Raw genomic sequence first — 20,287 nt, forward strand, 5'->3', positions numbered from 1 at the left:
AACACTGCAATCGAGTTTTCACAGACACACCGCGCTCGCTGGTTTTGGGGCCGCTTCGCAGCCCATCGGGGATAAATCCCCTCGCCACAGGGTTTTCCATGTACCTAAGTAAAACTTCCTGCCGACAACCATGAGCAAGATTAAATGACTCCCTTGCCTGCCCCCCTGCGCTGGCTCTACTCCCTGGAATGGCGTCGCGGTTTTTTTGACTGGGCGCGCAGCGATGGCGTGACCTGGGTCTACATCATCAAGGTGTTGCTCGCCGCGTTCCTCACCCTGTGGCTGGCCATGCGTCTGGAATTGCCGCAACCGCGCACGGCGATGATCACCGTGTTCATCGTCATGCAGCCGCAAAGCGGGCAGGTGTTCGCCAAGAGTTTCTATCGCTTTCTGGGCACGCTGGCCGGCTCGGCGATGATGGTCACGTTGATCGCGCTGTTTGCGCAGAACACCGAGCTGTTCCTCGGCTCTCTGGCGATCTGGGTCGGCATCTGCTCGGCCGGTGCCGCGCGTTGCCGTAACTTCCGCGCCTATGGATTCGTGCTGGCGGGTTACACCGCCGCAATGGTCGGGTTGCCGGCGCTGGCCCACCCTGACGGCGCGTTTATGGCGGCGGTTTGGCGGGTGCTGGAAATATCGCTGGGGATTCTCTGCGCCACCGTGGTCAGCGCCGCGATCCTGCCGCAAACCGCCAGTGCGGCGATGCGCAACGCTCTGTATCAGCGTTTCGGCGTGTTCGCGCTGTTCGTCACCGATGGCTTGCGCGGGCGTAGCAAAACCGAATCCTTTGAGGCGACCAACGTACGCTTTATTGCCGAAGCGGTGGGGCTGGAAGGGCTGCGCAGCGTGACCGTGTTCGAAGACCCGCACATGCGCCGGCGCAATGGCCGCCTCAGCCGTTTGAACAGTGAGTTCATGGGCATCACCACGCGCTTCAACGCCCTGCACCAGTTGCTTGAACGTCTGCGCGGCAATGGCGAAGAACACGTCGTGGCGGCAATCAGGCCGGGTCTGCAGGACCTGGCCGAAGTGCTCGACAGCTTCAGCGGTCGTGCCCTGACCAGTCCCGATGCCGCACGCCTGGCGACGGCGCTTGCGACCTATAAAGAAGGCCTGCCAGCGCGGGTGCGTAGCCTGCGCGCGACGTTTCAGGAGAGTGAGCCGAGCGACGCCGAGCAACTGGATTTCCACACCGCTTACGAGTTGCTCTATCGCTTCGTCGATGACCTGCACAGTTATGCACAGACCCACGCGTCCTTAGCTGATCACCGCCACGAACGCGAGCGTTGGGATGAGCCGTTTACCCCGCAAACCAACTGGTGGGCAGCGGCTGCTTCGGGGATTCGTGCCTCGTTCATCCTGATCGTGCTGGGCAGTTATTGGGTGGCCACCGCGTGGCCGAGCGGCGCGACCATGACCCTGATTGCCGCCGCCACGGTGGGCCTGTCCGCTGCCACGCCGAACCCGAAACGCATGGCATTCCAGATGGCGTGCGGGACGTTCCTCGGCGCGCTGATCGGCTTCTTCGAGATGTTTTTCATCTTTCCGTGGATCGACGGTTTTCCATTGCTGTGCGTGATGCTCGCGCCGGTGATCGTGCTCGGCTCGTTTCTTACGTCGCGGCCGCAATACGCCGGTGTCGGTCTCGGTTTGCTGATCTTCTTCAGCACAGGCTCTGTGCCGGACAACCTGACGGTCTACAACCCGTACACCTTCATCAATGACTACATCGCCATGGTCATCGGCATGCTGGTCTGCGCAGCTGCCGGGGCGATTATTCTGCCGCCGAACAGCCGTTGGTTGTGGCAACGGCTGGAGCAGGATCTGCGCGGGCAAGTGGTCTATGCGATCAGCGGCAGACTCAAAGGCCTGGCGTCGAGTTTCGAGAGCCGCACCCGCGACCTGCTGCATCAGGCCTACGGTCTGGCGGCCGGTGAGCCGAAGGTCCAGAAGAACTTGCTGCGCTGGATGTTCGTGGTGCTTGAAGTCGGCCACGCGATCATCGAGTTGCGCAAGGAACAGGCGATTCTGCCGGTGCATCCGGCGTATGCCGAGTCGCAGCCGTGGCGTCAGGCAATCCGCGTTATGGGGCGCTCGCTGGTGCGGCTGTTTCTGCACCCCAACGCCAGCAATCTGGAGCGCGCACTGGTCGCGGTCGATCATGCGATCAGTCGTGTTGCGGCCACCGATGAACCGTTCGCGCCGCACTTCGATACCTCGGCGTTGCGTCGGGTGAAGAGCTATCTGCACTTTATCCGCACGTCCTTGCTCGACCCGCAATCACCGCTTGCCGCGTTCGCGCCCGCCAAGCCCGAAGGACTTGCCCATGCCTCGTGAAATCGCCTTCCACGGCGTGTACATGCCAACCATGACCCTGATGTTTTTCATCGCTGCGGCGCTAGCCTGGGCGGTGGACCGGTTCTTGTCGGGGTTTGATCTGTACCGCTTCTTCTGGCACCCGGCGCTGCTGCGCCTGAGTCTGTTTACCTGTCTGTTCGGCGCGATGGCGCTGACTGTCTACCGTTGAGAACGATCTGATGAAAAAGTTTTTCAGCCTGCTCGCAACCCTGCTGGTGCTGGCCCTTGCGCTGTGGATCGGCCGGACCTTGTGGGTGCATTACATGGACACGCCGTGGACCCGCGACGGCCGGGTGCGTGCGGACATCATCAACGTCGCCGCCGACGTCACCGGTGAAGTGGTCAACGTGCCGGTGCGCGACAACCAACTGGTGAAGAAGGGCGATTTGCTCATGCAGATCGACCCTGAGCACTACCGCATCGCGGTGAAACAGGCGCAGTCGCTGGTCGCTTCACGCAAGTCGACGTGGGAGATGCGCAAGGTCAACGCCCATCGCCGCGCCGATATGGACGCGTTGGTGATCTCCAGGGAAAACCGCGACGACGCCAGCAACATCGCAGACGCCGCACTGGCCGATTACCAACACGCGCAGGCGCAACTGGAAGCGGCCGAACTCAACCTCAAACGCACCGAAGTGCGCGCGGCGGTGGACGGCTACGTGACCAACCTCAACGTGCATCGCGGCGACTACGCGCGCATCGGCGAGGCAAAAATGGCCGTGGTCGACATGAATTCGTTCTGGGTCTACGGCTTCTTCGAAGAAACCAAACTGCCGCACGTGCGCGTGGGTGATAAGGCCGACATGCAACTGATGAGCGGCGAAGTGTTGAAAGGCCATGTGGAAAGCATTTCTCGCGGCATCTACGACCGCGACAACCCTGAAAGCCGCGAGCTGATCGCCGATGTGAATCCGACGTTCAACTGGGTGCGCCTGGCGCAGCGGGTGCCGGTGCGCATTCACATCGATGAAGTGCCAGAGGGTGTGCTGTTGGCGGCGGGGATTACTTGCACGGTCGTGGTGAAACAGGACGTTGTGGATAACTGACCGACCGCGTCGTTGCCATCGCGAGCAGGCTCACTCCTACACTGGATCTGCGCTGCGCTAGAGATCTCCTGTAGGAGTGAGCCTGCTCGCGATGAGAGCGACTCGGTGTTTCAGACAGATTCAGACAGCGATCGAGCATTCACTCACTGCAAAACGTCTCGTGCAAATGCAGCCAGACCACGCGCCCGGATTCGAGTTTTTCAAACACCACAGTCGATTGGCGATCAGTGTGCAACCCACTCGCATCCGACTGCTGCTCTCGATAACTCAGCGTCGCGCCACGTTCATGCAACGCAATCCCGTGCAGTTGGCTGAGCTCAATCCTGAACCCGTTCTTCTTGCCTCCAGCTATTTGAAACAGCCCCCGCAAGGCTTCGAAATCAAGCACGCGACCCAGCGGCGAAATCATCGAAAACCGGGGTGAAAAGCGTGTCAGTAATCGCTCCAGAGCGGTCTCGTCCTCTGCCACGGCAAACCATCGCTCTATGGCCTCGTGCGCCTCGATCACTTCGGCAAAGTAGTCGGTGTAGTCAGTCATGTGGATTTTTCCTGAAGGGCAGGTGAGTTCAGCAGCGCGAGCACTTTGCTCGCATCGAAACGCAGCACGGCGGCCATCGGCAAGAGCGTGAGCAGCGCGGCGGCGAGAAAACAATATTTGAAACCGTTGGCGCCGAGTGCGCCCAGCAATGAACTGAGCAGCGCCGCGCCGAGGCAGAAACCGAGCTGGCGATTGATGTTCCAGAGGGCGCTGGAGTGACCCATTTTTTCCGCGCTCATGCCGACAAACGCCAAGGTCTGCGCGGTGACGCTGCACAGGCTGCCGCCCAGGCCCATCAGCGCATAGGCGATTATCAGAGGGCCGGCTGCGGGTTGTTCGATCTGCATCAGCATGACAATGCCCAGGCTTTGCAAAAGCATGCCCGCGATCAGCAACGGCTTGGGACCGACTCGGTTGAAACTGCGTTTGCCAAGCATGATCGCCAGTCCCGAAGCCGCCGCCCAGGACAGCATCAGTGCACCGGTTTGCGCTGCGCCGAAACCGAGGTCGTGCAGGTACAACACGGCAAGCATGTTGGTACCGGTAAAGACGCCCGGCACAAACAGGTAGATCAGCATTGCCAGACGCAATGACGGGTTCTTGATCAGTTGCAGGTCAAGCACCGCACCAGGTTTGTGCCAGCCATCGCGCAAGTACACGCACAAGGTTAAGGCGCTGAGCAGCAGCACGGCGCCAGCCAGGTGGCGGGTTGCGGTTGCGCTTGCCAGGCTCACGGCAATCAACAACAGGCTCAGAGCCGACACGGCCAACAGCAGGCCGCGTGCGTCCAGTGTCGGTCGTACGCGGGTGGGTTGGTCGGGCTTCAACCAGAGCAGGCCGAGCCCGAAAGCCAACAGTGCCATAGGCATGTTCAGGTAGAAAATCCAGCGCCACGACAACGCCTGAACAATCAGCCCACCGGCCGCGGGCGACAGGGCCGGCACCATCAGCGCCACCAGCAGCACCACACCGGTGAAGTGCGCGCGCTGCGTCGCAGGAAACTCTCGGTAGGCCAGGGCCTGACCGACCGGCAGCAGTAACCCGCCACCCAGCCCTTGCAGCAATCGCCAGCCGATCAGGCTTTCAATCGACCCGGCCTGGGCCACCAGTCCGGACGCGATGGCGAACAACAGCAACGAGCCGAGAATCAGCCGGCGCTCGCCCACCCGTGCCGCCAGCCACACGCTCATCGGAATGATCAGCGTCAGCCCGAGCATGTAGGCGTTGGTGATCCACGCCAGTTGCGTCACCGAGGCGTGCAACTGCCGGGCGATGTCCGGGTAGGCAATGCTGGCGGCGAACATGTTGAGCAGGTCGAGGGCGAAACCCAGTAAATACACCAGCGCGACTTTTGAGCGATAGGCCATGGCAACTTCCCTGTGATGAGGCGTGCAGGGTAGGGTGCTTCTGACGATAGGAAAACGCTGGTTTGGCTGCTAGTTTGTCAAAATAATTTTGACAAGGAGCGCCGTGAACATGGTCAGCCTGGACCGTTTTGACACCTTTAAAGCCGTGGTCGAGGCCGGGTCGTTGACCGCAGCCGCCGATACGCTTGGGCAGACGCGAGCGGTGGTGAGCTTCAACCTCAAGCGGCTGGAAGAGGAGCTGGGCGTCACGTTGCTCACCCGTAATACGCGGCAATTGGCGCTGACCGATGCCGGCGAGCGCTTCTATCGGCGCTGTTTGCGCACGCTGGATGAAGCGCGACTGGCCATCGAGGAGGCTCGTTCCGAGCACTCACAGCTAAAGGGCACGTTGCGCATCACCACCACCGTGGAATTTGCTCTGGCGCAGGTGGTGCCGGCGCTGGAAGTGTTTCGTCAGCAGCAGCCGCAACTGAATATTCACCTGTCCACTTCCTCGACCCACGCCGATCTGATCTCTGAACGTTTTGATCTGGCGATTCGCCTCGGACGCATGCACGACTCCAATCTGCGCGCGGTGCAGTTGTCGACGTTCGAGGTGTTTGCAGTGGCGGCGCCGGAGTTGGTCGAACGTTTTGCACCCGTCAGCACCCTGGCGGTGCTGGAGTCGATGCCGACACTGGGGCATGGACGCGTACCGGAAATGACGGTCACCGACCCGGCCGGCAGCGAGCATTTCTATCAGCCAAAACCGGGGACGACCGCGATCGTCGCGGACAACTCGGCAACGCTGCGGGCATTTGCATTGACCGGGCAGGGCGTGGCCATTCTGCCGCAGTGGCTGATCCAGGAAGATCTCGACGCCGGACGGTTACAGCACTTGTTGGCGGACTACCGTTTTGCCCAGCAAGGCGTGTACGCGCTGTACCCGGACACCCGGCATTTGCCGCTGAAGGTGCGGGCGTTCATTGATTTCATGAAAGGCTGGGGTTGAGATTTTGCGGTGATTGCTCCGGCCCAATCGCGAGCAAGCTCGCTCCCACAGGTTATGTAGCATTTTGGGTTTTCGAGTACACCGAAAAACCTGTGGGAGCGGGCTTGCCCGCGATGAGGTCAACCCGGTCTTAGAGTTGCCCACGCAAGCCGAACCGCTTCATCAACGTCGATTCCAGCAACCCTTTGGGCAACAGTGCTGCCAACAACGGCAACGCCCGGCTGCCATTGCCGATGCGGATCAGCCGTGGTGGTTTGCTCTGCTGCACGGCTTTAAGCAGTTCAGCAGCAAAGTCTCGGGCCGGTGTCGGCTTGTCCTGCGAGGCCTTGGCCCGCGCCCGAATGCCTTCACGCAAGGGAAACCATGGCGATTGCTCGTTGATCAACTGCTCGGCCTCGTGCCCGGCGTTCTTTGCAAAGCTCGACTGAATCGCCCCGGGCTGGACTTCCATCACGCGGATGCCGAACGGTGCCAGCTCCATACGCAACGCGTCGCTCAAGGCATGTACGGCGGCTTTCGAGGCACAGTAGGCGCCGGCGAACGGCGTAACCAAAACCCCGGAAACGCTGCCGATATTCACCACCAGGCCTTTGCCCCGACGCAGCACCGGGAACAGCGCACGGGTGACGCCGACAATCGAGAATACGTTGGTTTCGAACTGACGCTGCATGGCGGGCACGCCGCCGTCGAGCAGCGGGCCCATAGCGCCATAACCGGCGTTGTTGATCAGCACATCGAGGCCGCCGTGTTGCTGATTGATTCGCACGCCAAGTTGCTCCAGTGCCACGCCGTCATTGACGTCGAGCTGCACCGTAATAAACCCGGCTGAGGCCAGCGCGGCGACATCTTCAGCCTTGCGCGCAGTGGCCCAGACTTCGAAACCGGCGTTCTTGAAAGCGTCGGCCAGGGCGCGGCCGATGCCGCTCGAACAACCGGTAATCAACGCAACGGGCATGGCGCATTCCTTGTGCAAAAAAAACGGTGGGGGAGGGGTCAGTCGGAGAAACTACCCTGCAATCGCTCGGCGCGAAACTCCAGGGTTTGTGGGCGATAACCGGGCCGCAGCGGCGGCATCGGCAGGCAATCTTCCCAACTGCCGCCAGCCTGCAACTCGCCGGGGCCACGGTAACGCGGGGCAGTGTATTGGTTATCGGCCAGATTGACGGTGTCGCCCGGTGCATAGGCCGCGATGCGCCAGCGCAGTTCGGTCAGTGGCACGTCGTTGCCGTTGTTCATCTTCAGTTGCAGCGGTCGATCTGCCGGGCATTGTTCGGGCGCATAGCTGATGCGTAGTTCCAGGCGTGCCAGTTGCTTGACCTCGCGGTTGTCCAGCCACACCACCCACATCGCCACCAGTGCGAGGCCGACGGCCGCTGCGACCGAAACCGGTAACGCCTTGGCCGGATAGCGCAGCAACAGGATCAACCAGGTGATGACCAGCAAGACGCCGATGAACATGTTTGAACGCTCCTTTAACTCGTGAGCACCATCCTACCGAAGGGACGCCCCAATAGACATTCGTTGCGCAAGCGAATGCACCGTTGGTCGGAACTGTAATTTCTGACAGTAGGCATTCGTGCCGCCCGACTGCTTTGATGCCGACAGACGAAAAGGACGTCGCTACCGTGCGAAGCAGAAATGATGAGCGTGCACAGCAGAACACCGACGCTTTCGGCAAACGACCCGCGTGGATTGCCGGTTCGTACGGTCGACTATTGGCGCACCGAGGTCGTTGAACCGGTTCAAACCCGCGTCAACCGCACTCGGCATGACGTAGCCGGGCGCGCCGTCGCCCAGTGGGATCCACGTTTGTGGGCGCTGCAAATCAGCGATCCGCAGACTCCGGCCAATCTGACCTCGGTTTATTCGCTGAACGGCCAGGTGCTGCGCTCGGACAGCGTCGATGCCGGCATACAGATCGCCTTGCATGGGGGCGGTGGGCAAGTGCTGTTCGATTGGGACAGTCGTGGCACTCGTCGCGAAATACAACACGACCCGCTGCTGCGCCCGTTGGCGGTGTTTGAAGAAGGTGAATCGCAACCTCGGCTATGCGTCGAGCGTTTCATGTATGGCGAGGCCGATACGGCTGACCCGACCCGCAACCAGCTCGGCCAGTTGATTCGCCATGATGATCCGGCGGGCAGTGTGTTGTTTGAAACCTTTGCGTTCAGCGGCCAATGCAGCGAAAACACCCGGCATTTCACCCTGGATTCCGTCACCCCGGATTGGCCCGAGCCGATTGATCAACGTGCGCGGTTGCTGGAGCCCGGCGAGGGCGCAACGACCCAATGGCGTTTCGGGCCACAGGGGCAGGTGATCGAACAGGTCGATGCGCGGGGCAATCGGCAGGGCAGCGACTTCACCCTTGATGGCCGCTTGCGTGCCAGCCATCTGCAACTGAAACATCAGTCCGAAGCGCAGGTACTGGTCAGTGACATTCGCTACAACGCTGACGGGCAAGTCACCCAGGAGTTGGCAGGCAACGGGGTGCGGACGACATTAACCTATCGCCCCGAGGACGGCCGTTTGCTGGAACGTCAGGCGAAGAAGGGCAGCGGTGAAGACTTACAGCTTCTTCGCTACGAATACGACCGGATTGGCAATGTGCTGAGCATCGAGGACAAGGCACTGCCGATTCGCTACTTTGCCAATCAGCGCATCGATCCGGTCAGCCGGTTTACCTACGACAGCCTCTACCAATTGAGCGAGGCAACCGGATGGGAGGCGGGGGCTGCCAGTCAGGGGCCAGAGTCTCTGGACCGCAATGATCCGGCGGCGTTGAGTAATTATCGACAGAGCTATCGCTACGATGAATCCGGCAATCTGCTGGAGCTGACGCATGTGGGCGCGCGCAGCGGACGAAAGCTTAAAGCCGCGCGGTTCAGCAATCGCTGCCTGCCTTTTCGCGACGACGTACCGCCCACTGAAGAGGAGATCGCTGCGACGTTTGATTCCCGTGGAAATTTGCGGGCGCTGGAGGCGGGGCGTTCGTTGACGTGGAATCTGCGTAATCAGCTGCAATTAGTCACGCCGGTCGAGCGGGCCAGTGGACTCAATGACCTTGAGCAATATGTTTATGACGGTGACGAACAGCGTGTACGCAAGATGCGCTCATCGCAGACAAACGCCCGTGGCATTGTTGACGAGGTGCGCTATCTACCCGGGTTGGAATTGCGCGACGACACGGCAACTGGCAGACAGCTGCACGTAATCATTGCCGGAGGCGGCCTCAACAGCGTGCGGGTTTTGCATTGGGACAGTGCGCCGCCGACCGGTTCCAACGACCACTACCGGTACACCATCACCGATCATTTGGGATCAACCAGTCTGGAGCTGGGCGAGGATGCCCGCATCATCAGTCAGGAAAGCTTTTATCCTTTTGGCGAGACGGCATGGAGCAAGGACAGCGAAGTCAGTCACAAAACCATCCGTTATTCGGGTAAGGAGCGCGATGCCACCGGACTTTACTATTACGGTTGTCGCTATTACATGCCGTGGTTGCAGCGGTGGCTGAATCCCGATCCGGCAGAGGCTATAGATGGCCTCAATCTTTTCCGGATGGTGGTCAACAATCCAATATCGCTGATCGACAAAAATGGACTTGTTGCTACGAGCAATTTAACGGGAGTTGGTTCAAGCCGGACCAATGGTCCTTCGTCCGCGCGTCCTCCGATCCCCCCAAGGCCCAATGCATTCCCGACTCCTGGCCGTCCCCAAGTGCCACCACGGCCGACTGCATTCCCGACTCCGATCCGTTCAGCTATGCCCATTCCACCGATTAAAAATATGTCTGCCGAAAAGGAAAACGTGACACCTCGTCCACCCAATCCGCAGGTTGATGTGGGTAGAAGCACGCAAACGTCAGGCCCACTGCCATCCTACGCGAGCAGCAGAAGGACGATTGGCCACCATGAATTGATGATTAGTTCGACAGGCGCGGTGATAGTCATGAGGTCGGATAATCGTTCTCCCGACGATATCCGAAGCGCGGGCGGTTTTTTCCCGAAGGAGCCTAGAAAAGACTACAAGCAAATTTTTCGCAATGACGTCACTAAGCAGGGATGGAATGGACATGCCCGCACACATGTCGGGTTTAGTAACCCACGTTATGTCTCGACAGGCATAGATGACCAATCCGGTGGCTACGCTGGTCAGCGCCGCTACCTCTACCGGATGGAAATACCTGGACTGGAAGAGCGAGCGATCAACGATTCAACCTTGGGACTTGCGGCACCCATGTCGTTTAACCCGAATAGACGTATGGATACTCGGCTCTTGATGAGTGCGACAACGGTGGAAGAATCCGATTTTGTGGCAATGATTCCGGGTACTACATCCGAAATGACTTTCATCAACCCGATTCCGAGTGCATTTATTGTGAGCTATAGCGAAGGAGGAACGGGTTCTTGGAAACCATTCCACTGAGCCAATAAAAACCCCCACCCAACCCGCTGCGGATAGGGAACGCAACGGGCTGGGCGAGGGCTTCTTGTCTTACTGAGCGTTACTGCGCGATGGTTTTCACCGACACGCCGCGCTCGATCGGAGTGGAACGACCGTAGATATCTTCAAAGCGCTCGATATCGTCTTCGCCCAGGTACGAACCCGATTGCACTTCGATGATTTCCAGCGGGATCTTGCCCGGGTTGCGCAGGCGATGCACCGACGCGATCGGGATGTAGGTCGACTGGTTCTCGCACAGCAGGAACACGTTGTCATCGCAGGTCACTTCGGCGGTGCCGCTGACCACGATCCAGTGTTCGGCGCGGTGGTGGTGCATTTGCAGCGACAGGCACGCGCCCGGTTTGACCGAGATGTGCTTGACCTGGAAACGCCCGCCCATGTCCACCGAGTCGTAGGAACCCCACGGACGATAGACTTCGCAGTGGTTCTGGGTTTCGCTGCGGCCCTGTTCGTTGAGGGTGTTGACCATCTGCTTGACGCCCTGGACCTTGTCCTTGTGGGCAATCATCATCGCGTCCTTGGTTTCGACCACGACGATGTTTTCCAGGCCGATCACCGACACCAGTTTGCCGTTGCCGTGGATCATGCAGTTCTTGCTGTCCTGAATCACCACATCACCTTTGGTGACGTTGCCATTGGCGTCTTTCTCGTTGACTTCCCACAGCGACGACCAGCAACCGACATCGCTCCAGCCCGCGCTCAGTGGCACGACGCAGGCACGCTGGGTTTTTTCCATCACTGAGTAGTCGATGGAATTGTCCGGGCAGCAGGCGAAAGTCGCTTCGTCCAGCGTGACGGTGTCGGCGTCATGCTCGCTGCGCTCAAGGGTCAGCAGGCAGGTGTCGTAGATGTCCGGGTCGTGCTTTTTCAGCTCTTCGAGGAAGCGGCTGGCGCGGAACAGGAACATGCCGCTGTTCCAGAAGTAACCGCCGGATTGCACGTATTCGGTGGCGCGTTTGACGTCTGGTTTTTCGACAAAGTGCGAAACGCGGCTGACGCCTTCGGGCAGCAGCGAATCAGCGGTGGATTTGATGTAGCCGTAACCGGTTTCCGGTTTGGTCGCCGGCACGCCGAACAACACCATTTCGCCGTTTTCGGCAGCCACGGTGGCCAGGGCCAATGCTCGTTGCAGGGCTTTCTGGTCTTCCAGTACGTGGTCGGCGGGCAGCACCAGCATCAGTTCGTCACGGCCTTCATTGACCAGCATCATCGCGGTCAGCGCCACGGCTGGCGCGGTGTTGCGGCCAAACGGTTCCATCAGGATGCGCTGGCATTCGAGTTTGCGGTTGGCCAACTGCTCGTTGACGATGAAGCGGTGATCTTTGTTGCAGACCACGATCGGGGTGTCCATGCCTTCGAACACCAGGCGTTCCAGGGTTTGCTGGAACAAGGTGTGTTCGCCGGTCAGGGCGAGGAATTGCTTAGGGAACTGCTTACGCGAAAGCGGCCAAAGACGTGAGCCGCTACCACCTGACAAGATCACCGGAATCATATTGTTTACTCCATAAAATCGATTGGGTTAGAGCCACGAACGCTGTGTCGTTTCACTCTTGTTTTTGTTTCGTACCCAGAGACCGCCGCCATTCCCTGTAGGAGCTGCCGAAGGCTGCGATCTGTTGATCTTGATCTGCAAAAGCAAAGTCAAAAGATCGCAGCCTGCGGCAGCTCCTACAGAGGTCAGCGTCTCTGTGGGAAATTGATTAGCGCGTCGACACCGGGCGTTTCACCCAGACTGGCGACAGGCTGCTGCCGGAACCGGTGACGTACAGCACCGCTGCTTCACCGCGTTCCAGGGCAACCGGCTTCACGTCGCCGACTTTCTTGTCGCCTTCGTACAGCGCCAGGCTGACTTTCACCGGGTTGATTTCACGTTCGCCACGGCCCTTGGCAGCCACGGTTTTGACCACTTCAGTCTTGCCGTCGGCAGTCTTCAGGGTCAGCGGCTTGTCGCTGAGGTTCTGCACGCGCACCAGGGATTTCTGCTTGTTCTTGAACGGCGGCTCTTCGATCAGTTGCGGCGCGCCGGAAGCGTTGTTGACCAGTGTGTAGTAGTGATCACCGGCGAGTTTTACCGGCAGGGTCTGGCTGCCGACCTTGGCGCTGTAGTCGCCGCCCGGCATGAAGCTGAAGTCGCTGCTGGCCAGTGGCGCAACATCGCTCAGGTTGGTGCTGCCAACGGTGGCGCTGACTTCAGCGTTGCTGGCGTTATAGATGCGCACGAAGCTCGAACCTTTTGGCGCCGTAGGGCCGTAAAGGGCAGCATCGCCACCAGCGAAGGCGGGTACGGAAAGCACGCTGAGGCCAGCAACCAGAGCGAAGCTTTTAGCGAGACGGCGAGGAGTAGTAGTGAAAGTCATGGTGTACCTCTCTTTCAGTTTTGCGCCCGGTCGGGCGTCTCGGATTTAGTGTTTGCAGCTACGTTTTGTTGGCGTGCGCCGGCTTGTTTAAGCTCTGCGACCCACTGCGGGTCGGCGTCACCGATTTCGTTGTTCACAGGCAGATAACGTTCAGGAAACTCCCAGATCAGCACCTGTGGCGGGCTGTTCTTGAAGTCATCGCTTTTGAGGTAGCTGAGCATCGGCAGGATCGGGCCGTGGCCGTCTTCGGCGTAGCTCACGACGTCGCTGTGCAGCGCTTGTTTCAGCGCACCGACGAAGTTCCAGTTCGGGTTGGCGCTGTAGCTGGTACCGATCAGCGCGACCGGCACTTCGCTGTTGGCGAACAGTGCGTCGTCACCGCCAGGTTGCTCGCCAGCGGCTACGGTGTTGCGCTTTTGCAGCGGCTCTTGCGCCGGCATCAGGTTTTCGAACAGCGGATCAAGCGGCAGGAACAGACGCAGATCGCCCTTGTGCGTGACCTTTTCCGCTGGCGTGGTGACGAAACGCTGAGGCTCGCCGCTGAGCGGGAACTTGTCGGCGATGGTCTTGGCCAGGGTATTGGCGGCAACTTCGGCACCCTCTGGCGTCCAGTGAGTGTCGGTGCGCAGGAACACTTGCTGACCGTTCTGCTTGGCTTGTTGCAATGGCTTGAGCAGATCGGGCGCAAGGATCTTGTCCGCCGCAACCCGTGCGTGGAAGTCCTCGTAAAGGTTGGCGTGAATGCTCGCCGGTTTCACTTCACCCAGGTGCTCCGGGTACAGACGAACCTTGGCCGGCACGATCGCCATCACCAGTTTCACGCCTTTGTCTTTCAGGGTCTGGCGCACGCCTTCAACCAGCGCGTAGTTGCCTTGCAGGTTCAGCTCTTCGTTAACGATCGGGTTGAATTCCTCATCGCTGTACAACCACTGATCGCGACCGAGCACGACGCCCGGACGACCTTCGTTGAACAGTTTGAAATCCAGCGCGGCCCAGAGGTTGGTGCCCAGACGCTTGATCGGAAACTCTTCGTCGTAATGGGTTTCCACAGCCTTGGTCCAGCGGCCGTTGAGCACCGTCGCGTCGGCGTTGGTGCTGAAGCCGAAGAAGCTGCGAACCGACCACAGACCGAGCACCAGCAAGGTCACCAGGAACAGGGCGATGTAGAAGATGCGTAATGAGCGGGTCATGTCAGATCCCTCAGAACTGGAAGTAAAGGAACGGCGAGAAGCTTTGCGCCGAGAGTTTGAGAATCGAGGCAATGAACAGCAGCAGAATCACGGCGCGCATTGCGTAGCGCGACCAGTCAGCAGTCCAGTAGGCCGGTTGCACCTGGGCTTCGACGCCGACGGTGTAGCCAGGCTCGTGGATGCTTGCCGGGTTGTCGCCGGGCACCGCTTTGATCATTCCTGGAGTGGCAGTGGCAGGGCCGTCGGCCTCGACGTTGACTTCAGGTTTGGCCTTGACCGGTGGCTGATTGGTGTACAGATCACGCAGGCCGAAGAACGCCAGCGTCACGTACGCCACCACCAGAGTTGCCACTTGCAGACCGGTGAGGCTGGCCTGATTGAGTTCCGACAGCGACCATTCGCCGAAGCTGAACATCGCGCCGTACATGCGACCGGCAACGTGCAGGTTCTCTGCGCGGAAGATCACCCAGCCCATCACCACCAGCAGGAAAGTCAGTGCCCAGCGGATCGGGTTGAGACTGCGTGGCGAGGTGTTCAGGCCCAGCGCTTTCTCGATGGCCAGCCACATGCCGTGCCAGGCGCCCCAGACGATGTAGGTGATGTTCGCGCCGTGCCACAGACCACCCAGAAGCATGGTCAGGAACAGGTTGCGATAGGTCATCAACGTACCTTTACGGTTACCGCCAAGGGTGATGTACAGGTAGTCACGCAGCCAGGTGGACAGGCTGATGTGCCAGCGACGCCAGAACTCGGTGATCGACTGACTGATGTACGGCTGCTTGAAGTTTTCCATGAAGCGAAAACCCATCATCAAGCCCAGACCAATCGCCATGTCGCTGTAACCGGAGAAGTCGAAATACAGTTGCGCGGTATACGCCAGCGCACCCAGCCAGGCATCGCCCGTGGTCGGGTTTTGCAGGGCGAAGCAATGGTCGGCAACTACCGCCAGGGTGTCGGCGATGAAGACCTTCTTGATGAAACCCTGCATGAACCGCGTGCAGCCCTCGGAGAACTTGTCGAGGGTGTGCGTACGGTTGTTGAACTGATCGGCGAGGTCACGGAAACGCAGAACCGGGCCGGCGATCAGGTGCGGGAAGATCGCCACGAATGCCGCGAAGTCGATCAGGTTGCGCGTCGCTGGGGTGTCACCGCGATACACGTCGATGATGTAGCTGATCGACTCGAAAATGTAGAACGAGATACCGATCGGCAATAGCACGTGGGTCAGGATGAACGGCGACAGGCCGACCGAGGTCATCATCGCGTTGATGCTGTCGACGCCGAAGTTGGCGTACTTGAAGTAGCCGAGGATGCACAGATCCACTGCCACGCCGAGCAACAGCCAGCGTTGCGCCGGTTTGGTCCGCACGCCGGCAGCACCGACTTTCAGGCCGATCCAGTAGTTCCACAACGTGACGGCAGCGAACAGCGCCAGGAAGTCCACTCGCCACCACGCATAGAACACGTAGCTGGCGAGTAGCAGCAGCAGATTGCGATAACGAATCCCGCTCAGGTAGTACATGCCGAGAAAGATCGGCAAGAACAGAAACAGGAACACGTTGGATGAAAATACCATCCCGATCTCTCCAGTTTTAACCAACAGTCAAGGGCCAAAGCCCCCCCAAACCCCCCACCGAAAAACCGGAGGGCCAACTCAAATCTCAAACCTGATACCTACCCCCTGTAGGAGCTGCCGGAGGCTGCGATCTTTTGATCTGGATCTTTAAAAAACAGGATCAAAAGATCGCAGCCTTCGGCAGCTCCTACAGGGTTTTGTGTTTGGCCTAGGAGCCCTTGTCGCCCTTTTCGTGGGACGGGTCGTAGACCTTGGTCAGATCCCCGCCAAGGCGGAAGGTCTTGAACGGTTGCATGCCGTGCTTCTTCTCGATCACATCGGCCGGGCAGGTGTAGAGGGTGCAGAACGGTTCGAGCCAGGCGAATTTGGAGTCGACCTTGAGGTCGTCCATGTCTTGCTCTTTGCCGTTCTTCTTCTCGAATTCATCCGGGTCTTTCACACCCGACAGCACCCGATCACCCAGACGTTTCAGCGCACTGTTGTTTTCTTGACGCAGATCGACACCATTGACCTGCGCAAAACTGGCGATCATCGCCAGCGGCGGCAGGGCGTAGTTGTGGTAGGCGAGGGCGCGTTGCTGGCGCTTGAGTTCGTTGGGCAGGAAACCGTCGGCGTCGACCTGATTCACGCCGACCTTGTATTCCTTCACCGCCCAGTCAAACAGGTCGCGACGGTTGGTGGCGATGGACGTCGCCATCACCGACCACGCCGCCCAGTACGAATGGTTGTTGGTTTTTTCCAGCGGCAGGTTGTCCCAATCGCTGACGACCTGGTCGGCCATTTTGCTGAACCATGCCTCGATCAACTGCGCTTGCTGCTGGTGTTGAGCCAGCGGATGCGAGTCGGAGAATTTCAGGCGAATGTACGAAGAGGCCATGCTGCCCAGCGCCCATTTGCGCATCGACTTGCCGGTGTGGTTGAAGTCTTTCGACATCAAGGCGTCAGCCTTGGCCCAAGCGGTCAGCCAGTTGAGCGTGCATTCGAGCTGCTCCGGGCGACCGTCACGCATGAATTGCATCACGCGTTTGGCGGTGCCGCGTTCCAGCGTGGTGATGTCTTTGGTGGTGTCGCGGAAGGCTTTTTCCGACTGCACGTTCAGGGTCGAACGGGCCTTGTCCGAGCCTTCGTATTTGCTGCGAAATTGCAGCGCGCCGGTGTACGGCGTCGGCATTGCATCGCAGCCTTCGCTTTTGTCGCCAGTCTTGAATTTATCCACAGGGGCGAAATAGCCCTGAGGTGGACGCAGCGGCGCGGCGGCCTGCGCGGTGCCGGCGAAGATCGCCAGCCCGAGCAGCGTCGGCGCTAAAAGAGTTTTCAATTTCGGATTTCGCATAGCAGACCTCATTGCCCGGCCTGAGCGGTTTGTTGCCCAGCGCCCGGGAATACGTTGCGTTTGCAGATTTTCGCTTCGACTTTCTGTGGCGCGGCGCCCGCTTCCGGGCCCTGAACTTCGACTGCCAGCAGGTTTTGCGAGGCCCAGTCTTCGTCCGTGCGCAACTCAAAGGCGAAACGACCGTCGGTGTCGGAGGTTTCCGGCTTCTCGATCTTGATGTCCTCGTGGCGACCGTTCATGTACCAGAGGGTGGCTTGCAGGGTTTTCACCGAGGTGTCGGCGAAGCGAATGTCGACCTGATGGCTGCTGTTCTGCAGGTTCAGGTTCTTGCTGTTGACCATTAGTTCTTGCTTGCTGCCCGGCTTCAGTGTGGCGCTGCCGGTCATCTGTGCATCTTTGCCTTCGCAGCCGTTGTCGAGCAGCGCCATCATCTGGCGGTAGATGGTTTCCTGGTCGAGGCGATACAGCGGCGAGAATTCCCAGATGAGAATTTTCGGCGGGGTTTTCTGGAACTCGTCGCTGCCCAGGTACTGCAACATCGAGCCTTCCAGACCACCGCCCGGGAACGCGACGTTGAGGATGTCGGCGCCGATCGACTCTTCGAGGAAACCGGCAAAGTTGTAGTTTTTGCCACTGTGCGAGGTGCCGACCAGGGTGATTTGCGGGTTGCCGGAATCACCGAACAGGTCGCCGTCGCCCGCTTCGCCTTTCGGCTCGGTGGTGAACTGGTCCATGTACTGGATCGCGTAACTGGTGCCGCACAGTTGCCCGGCCATGTTGTGCAGGGTGCCGGTCTTGCCCATGCGCCCGGACTTCTTGGTCTCGAACTCACGCTTGGGAATGTCGGCGAAGGCCGGGATCTGCTTGACCTTCTCGGCGACGATTTTCGCCGTGCGCTGCGCGCCGTATGGCGTCCAGTGCTGGTCGCCACGGAAGTAGAAATCGTGGGCGGGCAGGGTGTCTGGCAGCGATTCGTTGGTCAGCGGCGACAAGTCCGGCACCACGTAACCCATCTTGGCGAAACGGCCGAGCATGGTCTTGTAGTTGCCCAACGCTTTCTCGTAATCGAACGCGGCTTTTTCCTGCGGGTTGAGCTTGTTGCGGTTCACCAGACCACGGGTCGGCTGATAGACAATCACCAGCTCGACGCCTTTGCTCTTGAACGCATCGTGCAGTTGCTGCATGCGTTTGTAGCCGGCCGGGGTGGTGTTGAACTCGGTGCGCAGGTCTTCCTGGGTACGGAACAACCAGTCGCCTTGCGCCTGTACCAGCGTGGTGAAGTTCTGCTGATAGCGCGTGGTGTAATTCTTCGCGTCATGCGCTTCCGGGCACAGGTTGCAGCACGGATCAGCGGTGAACCTGGGCGGTGTGACGGCGCTGGCTTCATCTGCGCGGGCGCCATTGCTGGCCGCCAGAATGCCCATGGTCAGGGCCGACAGGCTGAGTAATTTGATCAAGTGTGGGTGCATAAAATTATCCTCAGTCCTGCATTTCGGTCTGGCGTTCGACAGGGTCGATCAGCACGGCTTTCTGCTGGCGCACCAGCAGGTCAAGAATTTCATCCTGGCGCTCGCCGAGGATGCCGTTGAAGCTGATGCCGCTGGATTTGGTCGGCGCCAGCATCGATACGCGATACAGCTCAACACTCAATGGCGAGTCGATCGACAGCGGACCACTGCCATTGGCCGCCAGTTCACCGCCGACCACGATCAGCGATACCTGCGCATCGAACGGATCGAGCTTGATGTCGCGGTCGGTGTCGGTCAGGTCTTTGATGTGGCCGTAGACGCCGGTCAGACCGTTGGCCATGGCGATGTTTTCGTAGAGGCGGATGTTCACGCTGTTACGAATGCGGATGCCGTGGCGCTTGTTGCTGATGACCTTGTTGCCCCACAGCAGATTGTCGGCAGACTCGTAGAGGGTGATGCCGTCGGTGTGGTTCTTGTAAATCTCGTTGTAGGCAATGATGTTGTTGACGCTGTTACGGTCGATCACCAGGCCCGAGAGTTTGTTGTCGTAGCTTTTGTTGTTGAAGATGAAGCTGTCGTTCACTTCACGGGAAATGATGATCCCGTGCTTCTTCTTCGTACCGTAAACGGTGTTCTCGGCAATGATCAGGCCGTGAGAACGGTCGTGTGGGTCGATGCCGTAGACGATGTTGTCTTTGTAGGTGTTGCCCTTGACCACGAAGTCGCGGGTCTCGTAGCAGTAGAAGCCGTACCACATGTCCGAGAACTCGGAACCGACGATCCAGCCAGTCGGCTCGGCGCGCTTGAGGACCTTGGCCATGTTGGGTGTGTACTGGGAAATACTCACGCCGTACGACTTACTGTTGGCGTAGCCGAAGCTGGCCATCTTGCTGTTGACGATGTAAGTCTCGGTGCCACCCCAGGCGAGCAGGAACGGGCGGAATTCTTTCGGCGAACGGAAGGTTGCCGGGCCGTTTTCCTTCTCGCGCCAGCCAGTGATTTTGGTATCACGCACGAACAGCTGACCGTCGTTGACCAGGAACGAACCGGCCTCTTGGGACAGGCGCAACTCCTGAGTCTGGCCGTCGATTTCGAGGATGCCCTTGCGGCCAACCACGATCGGCAACTTCGCCAGGTACACGCCCGGCGAGGTTTCGCTGAAGTACTGTTTGGGCAGTTTCTTCGCCAGATCCTTGAGGTTCATGTAGCCGTCGTCGACGAAGATCGCCTGCGGAATACCGTGCTGACGCACCACCCACTCGGCCATCTTGTTGTCGCCGCCGATGAAGTCCTTCAGAGCGTCTTCCTGCATCATCCGGCGCACACTGACCTTGCCCGCCTTGCTGCGAACGATCTTCGCGGCGGCGGCTTCGGCGGTGTAGCCGGAGATGTCCGGCAGTGTCGGCGCGGCCAGGTTCAGCGCCTCGGTCGGTGCGCTGCTGACGGTGTAGGTCTTGGCTTGTTGCAGCTCTTTCGCCGTGGTCGCTGGCTTCGCCGGCTCCACGCTGGCGAAGGCGCCTGCCGAGGCCAGCAGCATCGCGCCGGCCAGCAGGCTGAGTGAGCCTTTGCGGGCACTGTTCATGTCGGGCACTCCCTTG

Annotated in this window: 16 protein-coding genes; 5 read left to right on the forward strand and 11 right to left on the reverse strand. The window is 59.6% G+C overall.

Annotation, left to right across the window (positions count from 1 at the left end):
• The first annotated feature begins 144 nt into the window (after nucleotides 1–144).
• From ACA061_RS04555 to ACA061_RS04565, 3 genes are read left to right on the forward strand one after another with little or no spacing between them, the layout of a single operon-like run.
• Complete coding sequence (locus ACA061_RS04555; protein WP_497300700.1) at nucleotides 145–2,337, forward strand: FUSC family protein; 2,193 nt, start codon at nucleotides 145–147, stop codon at nucleotides 2,335–2,337.
• Nucleotides 2,327–2,527 carry a DUF1656 domain-containing protein gene (locus tag ACA061_RS04560; RefSeq protein ID WP_007914106.1) on the forward strand — a complete coding sequence of 67 codons (201 nt, stop codon included), beginning with the start codon at nucleotides 2,327–2,329 and terminating at the stop codon, nucleotides 2,525–2,527. The genes ACA061_RS04555 and ACA061_RS04560 overlap by 11 nt, the downstream gene beginning before the upstream one ends.
• A 10-nt stretch (nucleotides 2,528–2,537) precedes the next feature.
• Nucleotides 2,538–3,404: an efflux RND transporter periplasmic adaptor subunit gene (locus ACA061_RS04565; RefSeq protein WP_150617188.1), complete on the forward strand. Its 867-nt coding sequence runs from the start codon at nucleotides 2,538–2,540 to the stop codon at nucleotides 3,402–3,404.
• Between the two features lie 139 nt (nucleotides 3,405–3,543).
• Here ACA061_RS04565 and ACA061_RS04570 read toward each other — a convergent pair whose 3' ends face one another.
• Nucleotides 3,544–3,942, reverse strand: coding sequence for a DUF4440 domain-containing protein (locus tag ACA061_RS04570; protein WP_497300702.1), 399 nt, complete (start codon nucleotides 3,940–3,942; stop codon nucleotides 3,544–3,546).
• Nucleotides 3,939–5,309, reverse strand: coding sequence for an MFS transporter (locus ACA061_RS04575; RefSeq protein WP_210701460.1), 1,371 nt, complete (start codon nucleotides 5,307–5,309; stop codon nucleotides 3,939–3,941). The genes ACA061_RS04570 and ACA061_RS04575 overlap by 4 nt, the downstream gene beginning before the upstream one ends.
• A gap of 109 nt (nucleotides 5,310–5,418) precedes the next feature.
• Between ACA061_RS04575 and ACA061_RS04580 the strand changes: the two genes are divergently transcribed.
• Nucleotides 5,419–6,300 (forward strand): LysR family transcriptional regulator, encoded by an 882-nt coding sequence (locus ACA061_RS04580; RefSeq protein ID WP_497300704.1) that lies wholly within the window; start codon nucleotides 5,419–5,421, stop codon nucleotides 6,298–6,300.
• 130 nt (nucleotides 6,301–6,430) lie between these two features.
• On the opposite strand, the gene ACA061_RS04585 is transcribed toward ACA061_RS04580, so the two are convergent.
• Both ACA061_RS04585 and ACA061_RS04590 read right to left on the reverse strand, forming a co-directional pair.
• Entirely contained in the window at nucleotides 6,431–7,255 is an 825-nt protein-coding gene (locus tag ACA061_RS04585) for an SDR family oxidoreductase (RefSeq protein ID WP_497300705.1), read from the reverse strand.
• A gap of 38 nt (nucleotides 7,256–7,293) precedes the next feature.
• Nucleotides 7,294–7,758, reverse strand: coding sequence for a hypothetical protein (locus ACA061_RS04590; protein WP_042557745.1), 465 nt, complete (start codon nucleotides 7,756–7,758; stop codon nucleotides 7,294–7,296).
• A gap of 183 nt (nucleotides 7,759–7,941) precedes the next feature.
• On the opposite strand from ACA061_RS04590, the gene ACA061_RS04595 reads away from it, so the two are divergent.
• The gene (locus ACA061_RS04595) at nucleotides 7,942–10,725 is read left to right on the forward strand and encodes an RHS repeat domain-containing protein (protein WP_497300706.1); all 2,784 of its coding nucleotides are present in this window, start codon (nucleotides 7,942–7,944) and stop codon (nucleotides 10,723–10,725) included.
• 79 nt (nucleotides 10,726–10,804) lie between these two features.
• Here ACA061_RS04595 and ACA061_RS04600 read toward each other — a convergent pair whose 3' ends face one another.
• The 7 genes from ACA061_RS04600 to algG form a co-directional block, all read right to left on the reverse strand.
• Nucleotides 10,805–12,256: a mannose-1-phosphate guanylyltransferase/mannose-6-phosphate isomerase gene (locus tag ACA061_RS04600; protein ID WP_150603712.1), complete on the reverse strand. Its 1,452-nt coding sequence runs from the start codon at nucleotides 12,254–12,256 to the stop codon at nucleotides 10,805–10,807.
• A 208-nt stretch (nucleotides 12,257–12,464) separates the two neighbouring features.
• Complete coding sequence (locus ACA061_RS04605; RefSeq protein WP_042557747.1) at nucleotides 12,465–13,121, reverse strand: alginate O-acetyltransferase AlgF; 657 nt, start codon at nucleotides 13,119–13,121, stop codon at nucleotides 12,465–12,467.
• A 14-nt stretch (nucleotides 13,122–13,135) separates the two neighbouring features.
• Nucleotides 13,136–14,311 (reverse strand): alginate O-acetyltransferase, encoded by a 1,176-nt coding sequence (locus ACA061_RS04610; RefSeq protein WP_150603714.1) that lies wholly within the window; start codon nucleotides 14,309–14,311, stop codon nucleotides 13,136–13,138.
• 10 nt (nucleotides 14,312–14,321) lie between these two features.
• Entirely contained in the window at nucleotides 14,322–15,887 is a 1,566-nt protein-coding gene (locus ACA061_RS04615; RefSeq protein WP_150594969.1) for an MBOAT family O-acyltransferase, read from the reverse strand.
• Nucleotides 15,888–16,095: 208 nt separating this feature from the next.
• A complete protein-coding gene (locus ACA061_RS04620) occupies nucleotides 16,096–17,220 on the reverse strand; it encodes a mannuronate-specific alginate lyase (RefSeq protein ID WP_150617194.1) in 1,125 nt (374 codons plus the stop codon).
• Nucleotides 17,221–17,228: 8 nt separating this feature from the next.
• On the reverse strand, nucleotides 17,229–18,689 hold the full coding sequence (locus ACA061_RS04625) for an alginate O-acetyltransferase (RefSeq protein ID WP_497300709.1): 1,461 nt from the start codon (nucleotides 18,687–18,689) through the stop codon (nucleotides 17,229–17,231).
• 10 nt (nucleotides 18,690–18,699) lie between these two features.
• Complete coding sequence (gene algG / locus ACA061_RS04630; protein WP_150617196.1) at nucleotides 18,700–20,271, reverse strand: mannuronan 5-epimerase AlgG; 1,572 nt, start codon at nucleotides 20,269–20,271, stop codon at nucleotides 18,700–18,702.
• Between the last annotated feature and the right edge of the window lie 16 nt (nucleotides 20,272–20,287).

It is taken from the genome of Pseudomonas sp. LBUM1668 (assembly GCF_059695715.1).